15 protein-coding genes are annotated in these 16,034 nt (G+C 64.6%); 12 read left to right on the top strand and 3 right to left on the bottom strand.

Translation table 11 applies throughout. The features are described 5' to 3' along the window. The first annotated feature begins 123 nt into the window (after nucleotides 1-123). The 5 genes from hsdR (at nucleotide 124) to D779_RS14015 (ending at nucleotide 6,691) form a co-directional block, all read left to right on the top strand. Nucleotides 124-2,577 (top strand): EcoAI/FtnUII family type I restriction enzme subunit R, encoded by a 2,454-nt coding sequence (hsdR, locus tag D779_RS14035; protein WP_043755189.1) that lies wholly within the window; start codon nucleotides 124-126, stop codon nucleotides 2,575-2,577. 5 nt (nucleotides 2,578-2,582) lie between these two features. Further along, nucleotides 2,583-4,040, top strand: a complete 1,458-nt coding sequence (locus tag D779_RS14030) for a class I SAM-dependent DNA methyltransferase (protein WP_043755184.1) — start codon at nucleotides 2,583-2,585, stop codon at nucleotides 4,038-4,040. A gap of 283 nt (nucleotides 4,041-4,323) precedes the next feature. Then, nucleotides 4,324-4,542, top strand: a complete 219-nt coding sequence (locus D779_RS14025) for a FitA-like ribbon-helix-helix domain-containing protein (protein WP_043755181.1) — start codon at nucleotides 4,324-4,326, stop codon at nucleotides 4,540-4,542. After that, nucleotides 4,542-4,952: a type II toxin-antitoxin system VapC family toxin gene (locus D779_RS14020; protein WP_043755178.1), complete on the top strand. Its 411-nt coding sequence runs from the start codon at nucleotides 4,542-4,544 to the stop codon at nucleotides 4,950-4,952. The genes D779_RS14025 and D779_RS14020 overlap by 1 nt, the downstream gene beginning before the upstream one ends. Continuing rightward, complete coding sequence (locus tag D779_RS14015; RefSeq protein WP_081763526.1) at nucleotides 4,949-6,691, top strand: restriction endonuclease subunit S; 1,743 nt, start codon at nucleotides 4,949-4,951, stop codon at nucleotides 6,689-6,691. Before D779_RS14020 ends, D779_RS14015 begins: the two co-directional genes overlap by 4 nt. A 32-nt stretch (nucleotides 6,692-6,723) precedes the next feature. Here D779_RS14015 and D779_RS14010 read toward each other — a convergent pair whose 3' ends face one another. Next, complete coding sequence (locus tag D779_RS14010) at nucleotides 6,724-7,194, bottom strand: HAD family hydrolase (RefSeq protein ID WP_043755203.1); 471 nt, start codon at nucleotides 7,192-7,194, stop codon at nucleotides 6,724-6,726. Nucleotides 7,195-7,409: 215 nt separating this feature from the next. On the opposite strand from D779_RS14010, the gene D779_RS14005 reads away from it, so the two are divergent. The 6 genes from D779_RS14005 to D779_RS13980 all read left to right on the top strand — a co-directional run bounded on the left by D779_RS14005 (nucleotide 7,410) and on the right by D779_RS13980 (nucleotide 12,508). Continuing rightward, nucleotides 7,410-8,081 (top strand): PspA/IM30 family protein, encoded by a 672-nt coding sequence (locus tag D779_RS14005; RefSeq protein ID WP_043755174.1) that lies wholly within the window; start codon nucleotides 7,410-7,412, stop codon nucleotides 8,079-8,081. After that, on the top strand, nucleotides 8,078-9,496 hold the full coding sequence (locus D779_RS14000) for a hypothetical protein (protein ID WP_043755172.1): 1,419 nt from the start codon (nucleotides 8,078-8,080) through the stop codon (nucleotides 9,494-9,496). Before D779_RS14005 ends, D779_RS14000 begins: the two co-directional genes overlap by 4 nt. A gap of 82 nt (nucleotides 9,497-9,578) precedes the next feature. Continuing rightward, nucleotides 9,579-11,066 (top strand): sigma-54-dependent transcriptional regulator, encoded by a 1,488-nt coding sequence (locus tag D779_RS13995; RefSeq protein WP_043755169.1) that lies wholly within the window; start codon nucleotides 9,579-9,581, stop codon nucleotides 11,064-11,066. A 101-nt stretch (nucleotides 11,067-11,167) separates the two neighbouring features. After that, nucleotides 11,168-11,752, top strand: a complete 585-nt coding sequence (locus D779_RS13990; protein ID WP_043755167.1) for a class I SAM-dependent methyltransferase — start codon at nucleotides 11,168-11,170, stop codon at nucleotides 11,750-11,752. A gap of 211 nt (nucleotides 11,753-11,963) precedes the next feature. Next, entirely contained in the window at nucleotides 11,964-12,233 is a 270-nt protein-coding gene (locus D779_RS13985) for a CopG family ribbon-helix-helix protein (RefSeq protein ID WP_043755164.1), read from the top strand. Further along, a complete protein-coding gene (locus tag D779_RS13980) occupies nucleotides 12,233-12,508 on the top strand; it encodes a type II toxin-antitoxin system RelE/ParE family toxin (RefSeq protein WP_043755161.1) in 276 nt (91 codons plus the stop codon). The genes D779_RS13985 and D779_RS13980 overlap by 1 nt, the downstream gene beginning before the upstream one ends. Nucleotides 12,509-12,766: 258 nt before the next feature. Here D779_RS13980 and D779_RS13975 read toward each other — a convergent pair whose 3' ends face one another. After that, nucleotides 12,767-14,311 (bottom strand): DUF2235 domain-containing protein, encoded by a 1,545-nt coding sequence (locus D779_RS13975; RefSeq protein ID WP_043755158.1) that lies wholly within the window; start codon nucleotides 14,309-14,311, stop codon nucleotides 12,767-12,769. 166 nt (nucleotides 14,312-14,477) lie between these two features. Further along, nucleotides 14,478-15,338: a dihydropteroate synthase gene (folP, locus tag D779_RS13970; protein ID WP_043755157.1), complete on the bottom strand. Its 861-nt coding sequence runs from the start codon at nucleotides 15,336-15,338 to the stop codon at nucleotides 14,478-14,480. Nucleotides 15,339-15,626: 288 nt separating this feature from the next. Between folP and D779_RS13965 the strand changes: the two genes are divergently transcribed. Next, nucleotides 15,627-16,001 carry a PilZ domain-containing protein gene (locus tag D779_RS13965; protein ID WP_043755154.1) on the top strand — a complete coding sequence of 125 codons (375 nt, stop codon included), beginning with the start codon at nucleotides 15,627-15,629 and terminating at the stop codon, nucleotides 15,999-16,001. Nucleotides 16,002-16,034 lie beyond the last annotated feature (33 nt).

Raw genomic sequence — 16,034 nt, 5'->3', positions numbered from 1 at the left:
CGCTATGCACCGCAGCTGCGTACGCTGCTTGCTGAGAACTTTCAGATTGTCGGTCATTGAGAGCCGAAATCCTGCATTCGCTAGGTATAATAAGGCGACATCCAACCGGGCAGAACGGACACCATGAACAAGAAGGATCTCAGCGAGCGGGATATCTGCACCAAGTTCATCACCTCTGCCCTGCGCAACGCAGGATGGGACGAGCAGTCTCAGATCCGCGAGGAGGTCAGCTTCACCAAGGGCCGGATCATCGTCCGCGGCAAGCTGGTGAGCCGCGGCAAGGGCAAGCGGGCCGACTACATCCTCTACTACAAGCCAAACATTCCCATCGCGGTCATCGAGGCCAAGGACAACGCCCACGGCATCGGCGACGGGATGCAGCAGGCGCTCGGGTATGCGGAGACGCTCGACATCCCCTTCGCCTTCTCGTCCAACGGCGACGGATTCATCTTTCACGACCGCACCGGCAGCGGTGATGTGACCGAGACCCGTCTCGCGCTCGATGCCTTTCCCTCGCCAGACGCACTCTGGGCACGCTACCGTGCCTGGAAAGCGCTGACGCCCGAGGCCGAACGGATCGTGCTGCAGGACTACTACGACGACGGCAGCGGCAAGGCGCCACGCTACTACCAGGTCAATGCCGTCAACGCAGCCATCGAGGCCATCGCCAAGGGCAGCGACCGCGTCCTGCTGGTCATGGCGACCGGCACAGGCAAGACCTACACCGCCTTCCAGATCATCTGGCGGCTGTGGAAGGCGGGCCGCAAGAGGCGCATCCTCTTCCTCGCCGACCGCAACGTGCTCGTCGACCAGACGATGGTCAACGACTTCCGCCCCTTCGGTCCGGCGATGGCCAAGCTCTCGACCAAGTCCAAGACCATCGAACGCGACGACGGCAGCCAGATCGATCTCGCCATCGCCCTCGACAAGAAGCGCCGCATCGATACCGCCTACGAGATCTATCTCGGGCTCTACCAGGCGATCACCGGCCCCGAGGAGCGCCAGAAGCTCTACCGCGAATTCTCCCCCGGCTTCTTCGATCTCATCGTCATCGACGAGTGTCATCGCGGCAGCGCCGCCGAGGACTCCGCCTGGCGCGAGATCCTGGAGCACTTCTCGGCCGCCACCCAGATCGGCCTCACCGCCACGCCGAAGGAGACCGAATACGTCTCCAACATGGCCTACTTCGGCGAGCCGGTCTATTCCTACTCGCTCAAGCAGGGCATCCGCGACGGCTTCCTCGCGCCCTACAAGGTCGTCAAGATCCACATCGACCGCGACGTCGAGGGCTACCGCCCGGAGCAGGGCCAGCTCGACCGCGACGGCGAGGTCGTCGAGGACCGTCTCTACAACGCCAAGGACTTCGACCGCACCCTGGTGCTCGACGAACGAACCAAGCTCGTCGCCTGCAAGGTCACGGAGTTTCTCCACCAGAGCGGCGACCGCTTCCAGAAGACCATCGTCTTCTGCGTCGACCGGGAGCACGCGGCCCGCATGCGCCAGGCGCTGATCAACGAGAACGCCGATCTGGTCGCGCAGAACCATCGCTACGTCATGCGCATCACCGGCGGCGACACCGAGGGCCAGGCCGAGCTCGGCAACTTCATCGACCCCGAGGCCCGCTACCCGGTGCTGGTCACCACCTCGCGCCTGCTCTCCACCGGAGTCGACGCCCAGACCTGCCGGCTGATCGTGCTCGACCGCGAGATCGGCTCCATGACCGAGTTCAAGCAGATCGTCGGCCGCGGCACCCGGGTGCACGAGGACACCCGCAAGTACTATTTCACCCTCATCGACTTCCGCGGCGCGACCAGCCACTTCGCCGACCCGGACTTCGACGGCGAACCGGTGCAGATCTACGAACCGCGCCCGGACGAGCCCGTCTCACCGCCGGATGAGCCTCCGGCGGACGACGAGGCGGCCGATACCGGGATCGAGGAAGACTCCGGCGACTACGAGGTTCTGGTCGGCGATACAGCGGACATCGACACCCCAACCGGCGGCAACGGACGCGAGAAGGTCTATGTCGACGGCGTCGCGGCCAGCATCGTCGCCGAACGTGTCGAATACCTCGACGAGCAGGGCAAGCTCGTCACCGAGAGCCTGCGCGACTTCACCCGCAAGGCGCTGCACCGACACTTCGCGAGCCTCGACGACTTCCTCAAGCGCTGGAGCACGGCCGAGCGCAAGCAGGCGCTGCTCGACGAGCTGGCGGCCGAGGGGCTGCCGCTGGAGATCATCGCCGCCGAGCTGGGCAAGGATCTCGACCCCTTCGATCTCGTCTGCCACATCGCCTTCGACGCCAAGCCGCTCACCCGTCGCGAGCGGGCCGAGAACGTCAAGAAGCGCGATGTCTTCGCGCAATACGGCCCGCAGGCCCGAGCCGTGCTCGATGCGCTGCTCGACAAGTACGCCGACGAAGGCGTGCTCAACCTCGACGACACCAAGGTGCTGCGCATTCCGCCCTTCGACAGGCTCGGGACACCGGTTCAGCTCGTCAAGGCATTCGGCGGCCGACCAGGTTTCGAGCAGGCCGTCCACGCACTTCAATCCGCCCTCTACCAGGAAACCGCCTAGTCCCCATGTCCGTCCGTACCCGCGTCAAATCCATCCAAGACATCATGCGCCAGGACACCGGCGTCGACGGTGACGCCCAGCGCATCAGCCAGCTCTGCTGGATGTTCTTCCTCAAGATCATCGACGACCAGGATCAGGAACTCGAACTCCTGCGGGACGACTACCGCTCGCCCATCCCGCGCCGGCTCCAATGGCGCGCCTGGGCGGCCGACGCCGAAGGCATCACCGGCGAGGAACTGCTGGATTTCGTCAACGGCGACCTCTTCCCGACGCTGAAGAAGCTCGCCGTCACCAGCGCGCCGGGCGATCGCCGCCGGGTCGTGCGCGACGTCTTCGAGGACGCCTACAACTACATGAAGTCGGGACAGCTGATGCGTCAGGTGGCCAACAAGATCGACGCCATCGACTTCAACGACCTGCGCCAGCGCCAGCATTTCGGCGACATCTACGAACAGATCCTCAACGACCTGCAGTCCGCCGGAAACGCCGGCGAGTACTACACCCCGCGCGCCGTCACCGCCTTCATGACCGACCGCATCGATCCGCGCCCCGGCGAGATCCTGCTCGATCCCTCCTGCGGCACCGGCGGGTTCCTCACTGGCGCCATCGACCACATGCGCAAGCACTACGTGAAGAAGCCGGAGCACGAGGAGACCATGCAGACCGCCCTGCGCGCGGTCGAGAAGAAGCAGCTCCCGCACATGCTCTGCGTCACCAACATGTTGCTGCACGGCATCGAGGACCCCAGCTTCGTGCGTCACGACAACACACTCGCCCGGCCCTACATCAGCTACGGGCAGGGCGACCGCGTGGACATCGTGCTCACCAATCCGCCCTTCGGCGGCCGGGAGGAGGACGGCATCGAGTCCAACTTTCCGGCCCACTTCCGCACCCGCGAGACCGCCGATCTCTTCCTCGCGCTCATCATCAGGCTGCTCAAGCCGGGCGGGCGCGCCGCCGTGGTGCTGCCGGACGGCACCCTCTTCGGCGAGGGCGTCAAGACGCGACTCAAGGAGCACCTGCTGGAGGAGTGCAACCTGCACACCATCGTCCGGCTACCGAATTCGGTCTTCAAGCCCTACGCCAGCATCGGCACCAACCTGCTCTTCTTCGAGAAGGGCACGCCGACCCAGGAGGTCTGGTTCTGGGAGCACCGCGTGCCGGAGGGCCAGAAGGCATACTCCATGACCCGGCCGATCCGCGTCGAGCACCTGAGCGACTGTGTCGCCTGGTGGGGCGGCGCCGGGCGCGAGGGCCGCGAGGAAGGCCCGCAGGCCTGGAAGGTGGGCATCGACGAGATCAAGGCCCGCGGCTACAACCTCGACATCAAGAACCCCCACCGGGTCGAGGACGACCTTGGCGACCCGGAGGCCCTGCTCGCCGAACTCGACGCCGCCGAGCGCGAGACCGCCAGCCTGCGCGCACAGCTCAAGGAGGTGCTGGCCGAGGCGCTGCTGCGGTAAGGCCGGTAGGGCGCAATAGGCCGCTTGTGAGCCCTGGCCACCGTGCATGATGCCCGTCGAATCGTTGCTTGGACCAGCGTCACTGGAGCCAAAGGCGGCCGTATTGCGCCGGATGTACGCGGGCGGATGGATCGAGGCTCCCCGCAACCGGCCATGCGGCGCAATACGCTATCGCTATTGCGCCCTACGGGTCGACGACCGGTCACGAAATTACCTTGTTGCGGCGATTTCGCGGGCGATGCTAGATTGAGTGCAATCATTTCAATCATTCCGCGAGGTGAGCATGGCGACCAATCTCGTCGTCCGCAATGTCGATGCCGATGTCGTCAAGGCGCTCAAACAGTCGGCGGCCGCGCACGGCCGCAGCGCCGAGGCCGAGCACCGCGAGATCCTGCGCAATGCCCTGAGCCGTCCGCCCCGCCGCTCGTTCGCCGAGGTGCTTGCAAGCATGCCCGATGTCGGCACCGACGAGGATTTCGCCCGCCATCCGGACTCGGCCTGATGTATCTGGTCGACACCAACGTCATCAGCGAGGCGCGCAAGGGACCGCGCGCCAACGTCGGCGTGCTGGATTTCCTGAGCGAGGCGTCGCCCGGCGATCTGTATCTCAGCGTCCAGACCATCGGCGAGCTGCGGCGTGGAGTGGAGCGCATCCGGAACCGGGGCGACGCACCCCAGGCCCGGCTGCTCGAAGACTGGCTCGATCGCGTCCTGACCGAATACGCCGATCGCATCCTCGACTTCGACGCCGACTGCGCCCAGGTCTGGGGCAAGCTCATGGCCCCGCATCCGCAGCATCCCATCGACAAGCAGATCGCCGCCGTCGCCCTGATCCACGACCTCGTGGTGGTCACGCGCAACACCAGCGACTTCGCCGGCACCGGCGTCGCCCTACTCGATCCCTTCCAATGAATCCAGACTCATTGCTCGCGCTCTATGAGCGCATCGCCGATGCGCCCGACGCCGTCGCCCGTCTGCGGCGGTTCATTCTCGATTTGGCGGTGCGGGGGAAGCTGGTGCCGCAGGATCCGGCTGATGAGCCAGCGACGGAGCTAATGACGCGGATTACCGAGGAGAAGACGCGGCTAGTCAAGGCGGGAAGAATCAGACGATTGCAGGTTGATCCGGTTATTCCGGAGGAAGAGCCCTTCATTACCCCGTCAGCTTGGATTTGGACACGCCTGGGCTCGGTCGGCGATTGGGGATCAGGCTCCACTCCTCCGAGAGGAAACCCTGACTTCTACGGTGGCGATATCACCTGGCTGAAGTCTGGCGAGCTCAATGACAACAGGCAGCTTTCCGGTTCGGAGGAGACGCTCACTGAATACGCGGTGAGGAACGGGGCGTTTAGGCTGAATCAGCCAGGCGACGTTCTGATTGCTATGTATGGCGCGACAATCGGGAAACTAGCGATTCTAGCAGAGCAGGCCGTAACAAATCAGGCGGTGTGCGGCTGCACGCCTCTACGAGGTGTCTCCAACCAATTTTTGTTTCTGTACCTGCTCTCTCAGAGAGCTCAATTTCGGTCGGCAAGTGAGGGCGGTGCTCAACCGAACATTTCCAAGGTGAAGATTGTTTGGACGCCCTTTCCGCTTCCACCCCTCGCCGAACAACACCGCATCGTCGCCAAGGTTGATGAGCTGATGGCGCTGTGCGATCGGCTAGAGGCGGCTCGCGCGCAGCGGGAGTCGACACGCGACCGGCTAGCGGCGGCGAGCCTCGCCCGTCTCAACGCTCCCGACCAGGCCACCTTCATCGAGCACGCCCGCTTCGCCCTTGACACTCTGCCGGCCCTCACCATCCGCTCCGACCAGATCAAGCAGCTGCGCCAGACCATCCTCAACCTCGCCGTGCGTGGCAAGCTGGTGGCGCAGAACCCGGATGATGAGCCTGCGGATAAGTTATTGGAAAGAATCACAGGTGCAAGGTCTTCTCTAACGGACATTCGCGGAATCAGGAGAGTCAAGGCGCTCCCGCCAATAACTGATGCCGAAACGAAGTTCGAGTTGCCAGACGGATGGGCTTGGACTCGACTCGGTAACCTCAGCCAATTTGTCACGAGCGGATCTCGCGATTGGGCACAGTATCATTCGAACGAGGGAGCAATCTTCGTCAGGATGGGAAATCTATCGAAGGACCACTATCATCTTAGGTTGGACCACGTTCAGCGAGTCAAACCGCCTGCCGATGGCGAGGGCACACGTACCCGCCTTGAAGCAGGTGACATCCTGATCTCCATAACCGGAGATGTCGGAATGCTCGGCTTGATCCCGGAAGGCTTTGGTGAGGCATACATCAATCAGCATACGGCAATGGTGCGGCCTATGCCGGAGATGCAAGGTCGTTATCTACCCGAGTTGTTCCGATCACCGTTCGCACAGGACCAATTCAACGAGCCTCAGCGAGGCATCAAGAACAGCTTTCGGCTAACTGATGTGACCCAGTTCGTCGTCCCGCTCCCCCCCCTCCCAGAACAACACCGCATCGTCGCCAAGGTCGACGAACTGATGGCTCTGTGCGACCGCCTCGAAGCCAGCCTCGCCACCACTGACAGCACCCGCCGCCGCCTGCTCGACGCGCTGTTGCATGAGGCATTGGCGCCAACCGAGATAGCCGACTCGATCGAACCCGCCAAAGCCCTCGCGAGCTAGACCTTCTCCGTCACAAGAGCATCGGCCCCCTTTCAGGATCTCAGCGTAGCGACGAGCCGCTTCGGCTCGAGCAGCAGATCCAGCGCATCCTGCACCTGAGTACAGACCAGGTCCGCGCTCGCCAGCGTCGCCGCGCAGGCGCCCTCACGCTGGATCAGGGCCACACCGACGGCGGCCGCGGCCAGCATCTTGGCGTCGTTGCGACCGTTGCCGATCGCCATCACCCGTTCACGACCCAGTTCCGAGACGAAATCGAGCTTGGCCTGGTCCTGGGATTCGACCGGAATCACCGTCACCCCGACCGGCAGGCCCGCCAGACGGTCGGCCGCCAGACCGAAGGTGTCGGCGGTGATCACGTGCACGCTCAGGTTTTCGGCCAGCGCGGTCAGCGATTCGCGCACGCCGGGCAGTAGCTCTCCATCCTCGGCGAGCGTGCCGTTGTAGTCGCACACCAGATGTTCGAGGCACAGCCAGCCGAACCCCGGAATCTCGATCTCGATCATATCGCCCTCGTTTCGACGCATTCGTGAGCGCCGGAGCATACAATGAATGCACAGTCGTAAGCATGAAATGCATATTCATCCTTGAAGCCCTCGCGGGCGAAGCACCGAGCGCAACGCATAAGCGTTTGAAACACAAGGTTTTCTGACGCAAGCGCATTTCGGCATGCTATTTGACATACATCAGATGCCAATCCCAAACACGACAGGAGCATCAGATGTCATTCTTCAAACGCGTCACACTGGCGGTCTCCACCGGAATCGACCGTATGGTCGGCGAGATCGAGAACCACGATGCCGTGGTCGAGGCCGGTATCCGGGAGAGCCGGCGCCTCTACGCCAAGGCCAAGGTGCGGTATGCCCGCATGCAGGAGGACGGGCTCCGTCTGCGGCGCCGGCTCGATGGACTCCGAGCGGACGAGAAGGCGTGGCGCGAGCGCGCCCTGAGCTGCCCCGCCACGCCCGAGGGCGAGGAGAAGGCCATCGCCTGTCTGAGCCGCGCCAAGCGCTCGGCCGAGCAGGCCGAATCCCTGACCGACACCGTCAGACGCCATCTGGAGGTCGAGGCCCGTCTGGGTCATGAGATCGAGGGTCTGCGCCAGCGGGTCGAATCGATGGAGCATCGCCGCCAGATCATGCGCAGCCGCGAGGCAACGGCCAGTGCCGCCTCGCGCATTCGCGAGACGGACACCGGCGGTTTGATCGACCTGGACGACACCTTCGAGCGCTGGGAGATCCGGGTCACCGAGTCCGAGCTGACCACGGACACCCTGTCCGACACCGACCCGCTGGAATCCGAGTTCGTCGCCGCCGAGTCGCGCGCCGCGCTCGAGGCGGAACTGGAGACGCTCCGGCGCGACCGCGACGATCTCTCCGGAGGTGCACGATGAACGGCCAAGCCATGCAGCGTCGGGCTATCCCCGACGAGGAGACGCTCAGCCTCGACCCAGCGGCGCTCGATTTCAGCGGACAGTGCGCGAACGAATCCGAGATCCAGTCCCCGGCACCCGACCCCGAACCCCGCAAGACCCTGAGCCTCTCGCTCCTGCTGCGCGGACTCGGCGGACTGGTCATCGTCGCGGCCTTCGTCATGTATCTCTTCCAGGGCTGGCGCGAGGGTGACGATCTCACCCGCTCGCTCCTGCTGCTCGGCCACACGGTCATCCTCACCCTTGCCGGTTTCGCCAGCGGTCATCTACTGCACGAATCCAAGGGCGCCAGACTCTTCATCGCCCTGGCCCTGGCCGCCGTGCCGGTCAACTTCGCCTTCCTCGGCGGTCTGACCTACGACCAGCTGACCTGGGATGCCCCGCTCGCCCTGGATGGCACGGAATCCTTCTGGACCGCGACCAGCGGAACCCTGGCGCCGGGCGCGATGCTCGCGCTCGCCGGCGCCAGCCTGCTCGCCCTGGCGCTGGCGACCTGGGTCGGATTCCTCGTCATGGCCCGACGCTCGGCCTGGGCGCTGACCGGGCTCTATCTGCTGGTCAACGCCGCGCTCCTGATCCCCACGCGCGGCGACCTGGCCACCTCCGCGATCCTGCTGGCGTTCGGCGTGCTCGTCGGCGTCTCGGCGCTGCAGCTGCGCCGCCGCGATCCCTCGCTCGCCACGCCCGAGGGCGTCTTTGCGCGCGCACTGCCGATCCTGCCCCTGCTGGTGCTCGGCGGACGCAGTCTCTGGCTCTATGCGCCGGATGCGGTCTTCTTCACCACGCTGACCCTCATCGCCTATCTGGGACTGCGGCTCGCCGCTGGCGCGATGCGTGCCGATCGGCCCTGGCGTGGCGCACTCGAACTCGTTGCCTTGCTGTTCGCCCTGATGAGCGCCAGCCTCGCCTTCGATACCCTGATCGACTCGCACCTGCTTCCGGACATCGTCGAGGTGCCCCTGGTCGGCGCCCTGCTCGCCGCGCTCCTGGTCGACCTCTCGACACTGGGCGGAAGATGGAGCCATCAGTATCGGGGCGCGGCCGCCCTGGTCGCGAACCTGGCCATGCTGCTGAATCTGGCCGCCTTCGGTGGCTTGGGCAACGCACTGGCCGCCCTGAGCATCGGGATCGCCACGCTCGTCCACGGCTATCTCTCCAGGTCCAGGTTCATCTTCGCCATGGGGCTGATCACCGCGCTGGCCGGACTGGGATTCGCCGCGGAGGACGCCCTGTCCAGCTTCACCATCGGGGGCTGGAGCGCGCTGGTCCTGCTGGGGATCCTGACCATCGTCACCGGCTCGGTCGTCGAACGTCACGGGGCACGCATCAAGGCACGGCTCCTGCGCTGGCACCGCCATTTCGAGCCGGAGGTCTGACCCCAATGCCGCTCGGACCACAGGAGGCAACCGAGCGGCATGCCCCCATTTCCGCCGCAATCGTCGACACCGGATACCCGCCATGCCGAGCAACCGCCATCTCACCCCGGAAGACCGCGACTTCTTCGCCCTGCTCACCGAGACCGTCTACGCCAACCCCTTCGGCACCGACCGGGACCGGCTGACGCGACTGCTCGGCCGGGAGGCACCGCTCGACACCGTCTCCCAGGCCATCCTCTACGATCGGCTGATGCCCGCCCTGGAACGGCGGCTCGACCGGCTGCGCGACCGGGGGCTCAGCCGTCTGGACCATTTCACCGGCGAGGACCGGATGCTGATGCGCCAGGTCTTCCTCTTTCACGGCTACCAGCATCACTATGCGCTCTTCGATGGACTCATCGCCCATCAGCGGCTCGGGCACGGCACGGCGCCCGACCTCGGCTGGATGCCGAGCCTGCTGAACGCACTGCTCGGCTACGGCTTCGACCCCAAAGAATCGCGCCGCTGGATCGCCCTCTACTACCAGCTGCGGCGGGCCTACTACTTCATCGAGCGCGCCCTGGTCGGACGCAGCGAGCCGATGCGCGCCCTGCGCCGCTCGCTCTGGAACAGCGTCTTCACCACCGATCTGCGCAGCTACACCTTGCTGCTCTGGGAACGCATGCAGGACTTTTCCACCCTGCTGCTCGGCGAGACCGGCACCGGCAAGGGCTCGGCCGCCGCGGCCATCGGCCGCTCCGGCGCCATCCCGCTCGACGCGCAGGGCCAGGGCTTCGCGCGCGGGATCGAGCAGACCTTCACCGCCACCAACCTCTCGGAACTCTCGGAGGGACTCATCGAGTCCGAGCTGTTCGGTCATCGCAAGGGCGCCTTCACCGGCGCGGTCGACAACCACGAGGGACTCTTCTCGCGCTGCGACTCCTACGGCACCCTCTTCCTCGACGAGATCGGCGACCTCGCGTTGCCGGTGCAGACCAAGCTGCTGCGGGTCCTGCAGGAGCGCACCTTCACCCCGGTCGGCAGCCACAAGCCGCTGCGCTTCGAGGGACGCATCGTCGCGGCGACCAACCGCTCGCTGGAGGATCTGCTGAGCGGCGCCGGATTCCGGCACGACTTCTTCTACCGGCTCTCGGGCAACATCATCCGCATGCCGACGCTGCGCGAGCGGCTCGCCGACAGCCCCGGCGAACTCGATGATCTGGTCGAGGCGCTACTGGGACGCATGATCGGCGACTCGGCGGACGTCATGCAGGCCCGCATCATGGAATCCCTCTCGGAACTGCCGGCGGACTATCCCTGGCCGGGCAACGTGCGCGAGCTGGAGCAGGCGTTGCGGCGGGTCATCCTCAACGGCCGCTACGTCCCGGACGCCCTGCCCGGCGACCCGGCTTCGGCGGCCGACGCCTGGCTGGCGGCGGCCGATGCAGGATCGCTCGACGCCGTGGAACTGCTCGGCGGCTATTGCCGCAGGCTCTACGACAGACTCGGCACCTACGAGGCCGTCGCCCGAGTCACCGGGCTCGACCGCCGAACCGTCAAGCGGCATATCGACGGCCGCGAGACCGAATAGCTCGAAGACACGTATCTCGGCCATTTCCATTATCATGACGTGGTTTCAGCGCCGCGCCGGCACCGCCGCCATTCGCCTCAACCCGAGAGCCCATCATCCCCATGCCCAGAGTCGACACCGACAGCTTCTACCGCTATTCGCTCGAACACTACGGCCACACGGCCAAAGGTGTGCAATGGCAGTCCGCCGACACCCAGATCGCGCGCTTCGAGGTCCTGCGGGGCTTCCTGCCGGACGACCTCTCGACCCTGACCATCGTCGACGCGGGCTGCGGACTGGGCGACTTCCACGGCTTTCTGGAGTCTCGGGGCGAGCGCCCCGGATGCTATCTGGGCATCGACGTGGTCGAGCCCATGGTCGAGGCGGCCCGGGAGCGCACCGGCTGCGAGATCCAGCTGCTCGACGTTTTGACCGATGCCCTGCCCCAGGCCGATTTCTACGTCTGCAGCGGCGCCATGAACACATTGACCCGAGAGGAAACGAAAGCCTTCATCGAGCATTGCTTCATGGCCTCCATCCAGGGCTTCCTCTTCAATCTGCTCCTGGGCCGGGACACACTCCACAGCTACAACCTCTGCACGCCCGAGGAGGTCCGCGACTGGACCGCGCACCTCGACGCCGAGATGGACACCGCCGACGGCTATCTGCCGGACGACTTCACGGTCGCGCTCATGCGCCGGGGGTGAGCCGCCTCGCATCCTCGGAAGCGGGCTGAAGAGCGCTCTCGAGACCAGCCGAAACCAGTCATCGACCGACATTCGCGCCGAGCGAGGTAGTGGCGAGGGCTTCCTGACGCCAGTTTAGGGTACGGCTTAACTCGACACCTCCTTGCGTGGTTCATGGTCAATCAATATGATTCACTGTGAATCAAAACCCGAAAGATCGAGGAGATAGCCGATGGCCAAAGCCGCAACGCGCGTATTGACCGCGCACGTCCCTGTTCCGCTGGCCGAGAAAGTCGATCAAATGGCCGACCGCCTAGAGCGCTCGCGCGGTTGGATCATGAAGCAGGCGCTTTCCTCCTGGATCGCCCTCGAGGAGGAGCGTGATCGTCTCACCCAGGAAGCCTTGGCCGACGTCGATGCAGGCCGAGTCATCGACCACCAAGCCGTTCAAGCCTGGGCTGATCGCCTGGACGCGGATGAACCGCTGCCCGTCCCGCGCTGATGGAGCTGAAGTGGACCGGCAAGGCGCTCTCTGATCTGGCGCGGCTCCACGAATTTTTGGCGCCGGTGAGCAAACCGGCGGCGGCACGCGCCGTTCAGGCACTCGTGAAGGCGCCGACCAACCTGCTGACGCACCCTCGAATCGGCGAGCAATTGTTTCAGTTCGAGCCGCGCGAGGTCCGGCGGCTGCTCGTGGGTCAGTACGAGGTACGCTATGAGATCTCCGGCGAGATCATCTACGTTCTACGACTCTGGCACACCCGAGAGGCTCGGTGATATGGATTGGCCGCCCATCACTATGACTTCATATGCAAGCTGCGTCCCGACGGCCAAAGAGACTCCCCGGCGAGACATTGAAGCGAGAGCAAAAGCCATTGCATCACTGTCGAAACGGCGGAAACTGCTACAGACCAGGAACCGCCGCACAGCCCTCGACTACCATGAGGTTGGGACTTCGGTTGGCCCCATCGTGATCAAGAATGGTGAGTCAGAAAGCGCCAGTGGTGGCAGCGGAGGTAGTCAGCTGCTTGTCTCTCAGGTCTCTATCCGCTCGATCGTCAGATAGAGGCTGCCCCGATTGTTGTCGTACAGGCCCCAGGCGTCGTTGGCGAAGCAGTAGAGATAGCCGGATTTCTGCGGCGAGAAGGTCCGGTGCGATCCGATGGTGAAATACTCGCCGGACGGTGGCGTCCCGCTACCATCCGCGTCGGGCTGATTGGCGACCATTCCGGTCAATGCGAACCAGGGGCTGTCCTCGCACCGCCGCGTTCCCCCGAAATCCGCCTCCTGCTTCTGCGGCCGCTTGCGATAGAGCCTTTCGATCCCCCCGATCAGATCCCCGAGGGCATAGGCCCAATGGCGCGGCTCGAACCGCCCGCCCTGCAGCCCATCGGGTCCGAAGGAGTTGAACCAGTCGATCCACTCGCCCTCGGCATGGAATGTATAGGTCGCATCGGCATCGAGCCAGACCCCGGTGTCGTTCCATCGGTCCCGCGCGAAGATGTCACGGCTCCATCGCTTGCCCGGCCTCAGGTTGCAGGTTCGGCGATAGGGCGATTGGGTGATCGGCGGAATCTGGTGACGCTCCCAGACGCAGGGATGCAGATCGATCCAGATGCGTTCCTCCGAGATCAGCGGGACGGCCCGGGGCAAGGTCCTGAGCTTGCTCCAGATGCCGTCGAGGTGATCGTGGAGGACGCCGCAACTGTCCGGAGTCAGTTGATCCAGCAAGTCGGAATCGAGCCTCAGCCCCTGGGCTTCGGCATGATCGGCCATCCATTGCAGGGCGATATCGGACAACCCGCACTCCGGATGCCCGCCTCCGACATCCCCGTGATTGCCGGGGAACCAGAGCTGCTCGAAGGTCGTGCCCTCGGGACGCGGCGTTTCGGGCAGCCGCCACAGCGTCGGGGCAAAGCTCGAGCGGATCTCGTCGAGCGCGACGGCATGATAGGCATGATGCACCCTGGCATCGAGACGCGTATCGTGGAATTCGTAGCGGCCGGGATCCTCGAGCAGCAGATCCGCGAGCACCATGTCGTCCGGGATGCCGCGCGCGCCGACCGTGTCCCACACGCCCACGAAGTGGATCTCGGGCGGACGATCCTTCTCGCCGATCAGCCTCGGCCAGTCTCCGCCCCAGACGGACTTTTCCTTCTTGTGGCGATAGCCTCGGTCGTAGGCGGTGTCGATACGCTTCCAGGTTTCCTCGGGGTCCAGTCCGCGGATATCGAGCAGGCCGCATCCAAGGATGAAGCCGCTCAGACTGCGCACGGTGTAGGCGCCACGGCTGAAGCCGAACAGAAAGATCCTGTCGCCGCTTCGATACTGGGCGCAGAGCCACTTGTAGGCGCTCTGGATATTGCGGTCGAGTCCGCGGCCGATGCCGCCGTCGATCATGCGCTTGAGTCTAGACCCTTCGGTCCCCACGCCCGGGTGATAGTATTTGAGCTGGGTATCGTCCTCCTCGCACGCGGCGAACAGCTTGACCACGTTGGTCGGCGTCGGGACGCCTTGCCGGGCCTGTTTCGGCGTATTCCAGGTACCATCACAGCAGACGACGAGATTCCGATGAGACATCGCTGGATCCTTGTGTGAGAGCGCGGGATTAGAGTGTAGCTCAGGAGCGGCGCATCGCCGTGTACGGAAATTGCTCTCCGGCACTCCCAAGACCCTGGAACCGGCGACGCCGGACGAGGCCGACGCGACGTCTCGTCATTCGCAACCGACGATTCAAGAGTTCCATTCAGGATTCGAGTGAGAGCTCTGCGCCTCGAGCGCTGCCGCGAACGGACCAGGCGACATCCGCGGCCTGGCGGTTGCCGGCCACATCGTGCACGCGAAAGACACGAGCACCGGCCATCACGCCGAGGGTGGTGGTCGCGCAGGTCGCCGGCATGAGGGCGGTCGGTTCCAGTCCGCCGCAGATGGAGCCCAGGAAGCGCTTGCGGCTGGTTCCGAGCAGGACGGGAAAACCGAGATCGACCAGACGGTCCAGCCCCCCGATCAGGGCCAGATTGTGCTCGAGGGTCTTGCCGAAGCCGATGCCCGGATCGAGCAGGATATGGGTTTCGGACACACCCACGGCCAATGCCGCATCCACCCGTCCGGCGAGATGATCGCGCACCTCGGCCACCACGTCCCTGTAGCGCGGATCGTCCTGCATATGGTCCGACCGGCCCCGTCGATGCATCAGCACGATGGGTGCGCCGCGCTCGGCGGACAGTGAGAGCATGCGTGCGTCATCGAGTCCGGCCGAGACGTCGTTGATCCAGTTCCCGCCCGCGTCCAGGACCGCCTCGGCGACCTCGGCGAGTGTCGTATCGATGCTGATCGGTACCTGCGCCGGGACGCGGTCCCTCAAGGCTTTGATGACGGTCAGCACGCGGCGCTTCTGTTCCTCGGCAGGTATGGGCCGAGATCCGGGTCGGGTCGATTCGCCGCCGACGTCGATGATGTCGGCGCCATCCTCCAGCATGTCGAGGGCATGCGAGACCGCCGCGGCGGTATCCAGATGACGGCCGCCGTCAGAAAAGCTGTCCGGGGTCAGGTTGAGGATCCCCATGATGAGGGGCGGTTTGGATGAGGATCTGAGATCTGGGATCATGGTTCGCGATTACCATCGTCATCGACGATCGTATGCACGCATGATTGCTTGCCGGATCGATCGTCTCGTTCGTCGGCGGATCAGGATAATCCGAGCGATTGGCGAACCAAATCGGTTTTTTCGTTCCCGATCCGGACATCGCCGCGCAAGGGGATCCCGAAGGTCTCGACGAACTGCCCACGAGGCATCGAAGCAATCTATACTTTGCCGCCGATACGGGGCCGGTTTCCACAGTGCCTGTGACCGTGCCCTCGATTCCTGATTCACACAATCCAGGGGGAGCATTCGATGATCTCGGATACGAACGCAGACGAGCGACGCACATCGGAACGCATTTCATGGGAGTGCTTGGCGAGGTTGCTCCCCTTGAGCCTCGAGCCCAAGGATAGCCTGGTGGGCATGCACCGGGTCACCGGATGCAATATCAGCGAAGGGGGTCTTCAGGTCTGTACCGACCGGCTGTTCGCGCTCAAGTCGCGCCTGCTGGTCGAAATGGAATCTCCCGATATTCCAGAGGGCATCCAGGCGGTCGGCTCCGTGGCCTGGATCTCGCCCACCACCTCCGACGACCGCTGGTGCGTGGGCATCGAGTTCTCCGATGTCGGCGACAGTGCCCTGTCGAGCATCCGCGTCCTGATGCGACAGCAGACTCGACATCACTGAGCGGAATCTTCGAGCACCCGGATGCCTGTCGAA

The organism is Imhoffiella purpurea, assembly GCF_000585215.1.
GTDB lineage: Bacteria > Pseudomonadota > Gammaproteobacteria > Chromatiales > Chromatiaceae > Imhoffiella > Imhoffiella purpurea.
This window is presented reverse-complemented; position numbering and strand designations above follow the sequence as displayed.

Bases quoted from the DNA above. Each gene is read 5' to 3' on its own strand.
- D779_RS14010 (WP_043755203.1), bottom strand. From the start codon at position 7,194: ATGATCGAGATCGAGATTCCGGGGTTCGGCTGGCTGTGCCTCGAACAT.
- hsdR (WP_043755189.1), top strand. From the start codon at position 124: ATGAACAAGAAGGATCTCAGCGAGCGGGATATCTGCACCAAGTTCATC.
- D779_RS13995 (WP_043755169.1), top strand. From the start codon at position 9,579: ATGCCGAGCAACCGCCATCTCACCCCGGAAGACCGCGACTTCTTCGCC.
- D779_RS13975 (WP_043755158.1), bottom strand. From the start codon at position 14,311: ATGTCTCATCGGAATCTCGTCGTCTGCTGTGATGGTACCTGGAATACG.
- D779_RS13965 (WP_043755154.1), top strand. From the start codon at position 15,627: ATGATCTCGGATACGAACGCAGACGAGCGACGCACATCGGAACGCATT.
- D779_RS13990 (WP_043755167.1), top strand. From the start codon at position 11,168: ATGCCCAGAGTCGACACCGACAGCTTCTACCGCTATTCGCTCGAACAC.
- D779_RS14000 (WP_043755172.1), top strand. From the start codon at position 8,078: ATGAACGGCCAAGCCATGCAGCGTCGGGCTATCCCCGACGAGGAGACG.
- D779_RS14020 (WP_043755178.1), top strand. From the start codon at position 4,542: ATGTATCTGGTCGACACCAACGTCATCAGCGAGGCGCGCAAGGGACCG.
- D779_RS14015 (WP_081763526.1), top strand. From the start codon at position 4,949: ATGAATCCAGACTCATTGCTCGCGCTCTATGAGCGCATCGCCGATGCG.
- D779_RS14025 (WP_043755181.1), top strand. From the start codon at position 4,324: ATGGCGACCAATCTCGTCGTCCGCAATGTCGATGCCGATGTCGTCAAG.
- D779_RS13980 (WP_043755161.1), top strand. From the start codon at position 12,233: ATGGAGCTGAAGTGGACCGGCAAGGCGCTCTCTGATCTGGCGCGGCTC.
- D779_RS14005 (WP_043755174.1), top strand. From the start codon at position 7,410: ATGTCATTCTTCAAACGCGTCACACTGGCGGTCTCCACCGGAATCGAC.
- folP (WP_043755157.1), bottom strand. From the start codon at position 15,338: ATGATCCCAGATCTCAGATCCTCATCCAAACCGCCCCTCATCATGGGG.
- D779_RS14030 (WP_043755184.1), top strand. From the start codon at position 2,583: ATGTCCGTCCGTACCCGCGTCAAATCCATCCAAGACATCATGCGCCAG.
- D779_RS13985 (WP_043755164.1), top strand. From the start codon at position 11,964: ATGGCCAAAGCCGCAACGCGCGTATTGACCGCGCACGTCCCTGTTCCG.